Origin of the sequence: Kitasatospora sp. NPDC091257, assembly GCF_044757675.1 — a bacterium.
In the GTDB taxonomy this organism is placed as follows: domain Bacteria; phylum Actinomycetota; class Actinomycetes; order Streptomycetales; family Streptomycetaceae; genus Kitasatospora; species Kitasatospora lactacystinica.
The window spans coordinates 1-2666 of sequence record NZ_JBIVVI010001211.1 but is presented as its reverse complement, the minus strand read 5'-3'; the positions used below and the strand labels follow the sequence as shown (position 1 = coordinate 2666).

Annotated in this window: 2 pseudogenes; one reads left to right on the top strand and one right to left on the bottom strand. The window is 69.2% G+C overall.

Features of this window, described 5'->3' with window-relative positions:
* Nucleotides 1–1112 (bottom strand): annotated as a pseudogene (locus ACIQOV_RS36390) (VCBS repeat-containing protein); the annotation flags it as partial.
* 685 nt (nt 1113–1797) lie between these two features.
* Between ACIQOV_RS36390 and ACIQOV_RS36385 the strand changes: the two are divergent.
* Nucleotides 1798–2666, top strand: a pseudogene (locus ACIQOV_RS36385) (hypothetical protein); the annotation flags it as partial.

Here is a 2666-nt window from a genome sequence, read left to right as displayed (position 1 = left end):
GTGGGGTTGCCGTGGGCGAAGGCCTTGGCGTCGAGTTGCCAGATCCAGGGGGCCTGGTTGTTCCAGGTCGGCGTCGTGGTGTTGATGGGGCCGGTCGCCCAGAGTTCGGTGTTTCCGGCGGCGGCCGGGTCGCAGCCCCAGGAGTGGGTCTCCTCGATGTGGAAGGTCGCCGACATGACGGTGGCGCCGGCCAGGCCGCGGGTGTTCATCTCGATGTAGGAGCGGGTGTTGCCGCTGCCGTTGTAGCCGACGCGCGGCTCGTCCGGTGGGTTGTCGGAGTTCCAGCCGTTCCCGTCCGGGTAGGCGGCGTTGGGTGTGGCGGAGTAGACGACCGCCCAGCGGTTGCGCCAGCCGTCGGTGAACGTCGGGTCGATGACGACCGGGAAGACGGTGTCGGCGCCGTGCAGCAGGTCGGCGTCCGGGGTCAGCCGCAGGGTGTCCGCAGTGATCTGGGTGGCCATGGTCCGCGGAGGGTGCTCGGAAGTGCCGGGAGCATCGGGGCTCGGCGGTGGTGTGCTGTCGGCGGACCGTGCGGCTGTTGCCGGTGCGGACTTGGCCATCGGCGAGGGAGCAGTCGTGGGCTGTTGGGCCGTGGCGGCCGGGGCGTGGGAGTCCCACATCCGCGGGGCCTGCGCGGTGAAGACCGTGCCACCGGAGGCGTCGGTCACGGTGATCCGCCCGTCCTGGCCGGCGTTGAGGGCGATGCCCATGGTCTTCAGGCCGTAGGTGACCTGGGCCAGACGCGGGTCGTCGGCGGCCTGACGGGTCTTGACGACCAGCTGGTGGCTGAAGCCGTCGGCCTCGGAGAGGATCTTCAGGTCCACCCCGGGCAGCACCTCACGGTACAGGGCGGTGCTGCCACTCAGTTCGGGTTGCGGCAGCGGTGTCGGCCAGGTGATGGCGAGGGACTTGCCGTCCTTCTGCATCGTGGCCAGCGGAGCGTTGCTGCCGCCGGCTGAGAACGTCATCGGGAAGACAGCGGCCTTCGGGCCGATGGTTCCGTCGGGACGGTGCTCCAGTGTGGCGTCGGCCGGCTGCCACTGCCCGGCGACCTTCGCGCGCACCGGCCTCGCGTGCCGGCGCATGGTGAAGCTGCCGTCCGGGTTCGCCACGAGATCGGTCGACTCGTCCTGCCGCTCCGTGATTTCGACAGGCCTACCGCTCTGGCGCGCCTTCAGGGCAGCGGCTTGTTCAGGCGTGCTGCTCTGAAGCGGGCTGGAGGGACTTCCCGTGTCGGCAAAGGCGGGTACTTGGCCCAGTGCGGCAGCGCTTACGGCGGCCGCGACGATCAGAGCGGCTGCTGTTCTTCGGGTGGTTCGCCCTATTCGGTGGGCGCTGTGACGGTGCATCCCGTTCACTTTCTGTGTGGTTCGCAGACGCCCCCATCATGCAAGCGGACGGTGACAGGCGAGCGGACTGTTGAACGGGGCAGTGAGAGGGGGAGGTTGAATCAGATACAACATCGTGATCACAGGGCTTGCGGGGGCTACCTGGATAGCCGGAGATAGGCGGAAAAATCCCTCTTCCAGGACGCGGATCCGGACTGAAGGAGCGCCACTCGCAATATGAAGGAGTTATGAGAGAGAGATAAAAGACCCGTAGGTCGGGCAGTTGGCGAACTATCAGGCACTCGCCGTCAGCCGCTCTTGGTAGCGTCCCGCCGGGTGCGATCGCGCCCGGACAACCCGACCAAGAGGAATGAAACGGATGTCTCCATCCGACACGGGCGCCTCGCCCGGAGCGCGAAAGCGACGGTCCGAGGCAATAAGACGCCCTGTGCTCCGTAAAGTCGCACCCATGGCCGTGGCAGCCCTGATAGCCGCCGTCGTACAGATCCCGGCCATCGCGGTGGCGGCCGACAACGAGCTCAAGCTCCCGCCCCTCCAGCACATCGAACCCGTCCCGCTGGCCCGGGTCGTGGCGGAACAGCCCGCCGCGAAGACGACCCAGCCCGCAACCGCGCCCCCGGTCGCTGCGTGGCCCAAGCCGGGGAAGGTCGAGGTCGACCTTCCGCCGGCCTCGGCGCAGGACCGGTCCCCTCAGGCGAAGGCACCCGGCCTGCCGCTGACCGTCGCCTCCACCGGGGCGAACTCGACGGCGGGGGAGCAGTCCAAGGTCAGGGTGGCCCTGTCCGACCGGGCGGCCGCGGCCAAGGTGGGTCTCGACGGCGTCCTGGTCAACCTCGAACCGGTGGCGGGCAGCGCCACGCCCGACACGGCGCGTGTCCAGCTGGACTACAAGGCCTTCCGCGAGTCGTTCGGGGCCGACTGGGGCTCGCGTCTGACCTTCGTCCAGTTGCCGGCGTGTGCGCTGACCACCCCGGACCAGCCGCAGTGCCGCACGGCCACACCGATGGCCGCCTCGAACGACGCCAAGGCAGGCACCCTCACCGCCGACGTCACCGTAGCGGCTCCCACCGGCCAGACCTCCGAGGGCACGGTCAAGGCATCATTCGCCGAGGCTGCCGGCACGTCGGTCGCCGGAGCGACGGTGCTGGCCGCCACGGCCGGGGCCTCGGGCCCGGAGGGCAACTACAAGGCGACCTCGCTCTCACCGTCCAGTACCTGGTCGGTGAGTGGCAACACCGGCTCCTTCAACTGGTCCTACCCCATCCCGGTACCGCCGGTGCCCGGTGACCTGACCCCCCAGGTCGCCCTCGGCTACAC